Annotated in this window: 1 pseudogene; it reads left to right on the forward strand. The window is 52.0% G+C overall.

Annotation, left to right across the window (positions count from 1 at the left end):
* A pseudogene (locus JDF658_RS11650) lies at positions 1-327 on the forward strand (IS200/IS605 family accessory protein TnpB-related protein); the annotation flags it as partial.

The raw sequence follows: 327 nt of genomic DNA on the forward strand, positions 1-327 counted from the left end.
AGTTGTGGCTGCCGGAAAAACACCGGGAACTGGTGCAGATATGGCTGGCCATGAAGTTACCCTATGCGGTAGAACTGATCCGCACCCTGGAAGGACGCTACTTGGTACATTTGACATTTGAAGTGGTCAGAGTGCAGGAACCGGACTTTGCTAAAGGTTGTCTGGCTATAGACACAAACCCTGATGGGGTAGCCCTGTGTAACGTTAGCGCTTCCGGCCAGCCGGAGCCGTGGCCGGAGGGTTTTAATATTCCTTATCCCGGCAACCTGGGCAAGTACGAAGGAGAGTTTCAGGTTATCCCTTACCCGAACGGCTTTCTTTATATCA

This window comes from Carboxydocella sp. JDF658, from assembly GCF_002049395.1.
In the GTDB taxonomy this organism is placed as follows: Bacteria; Bacillota.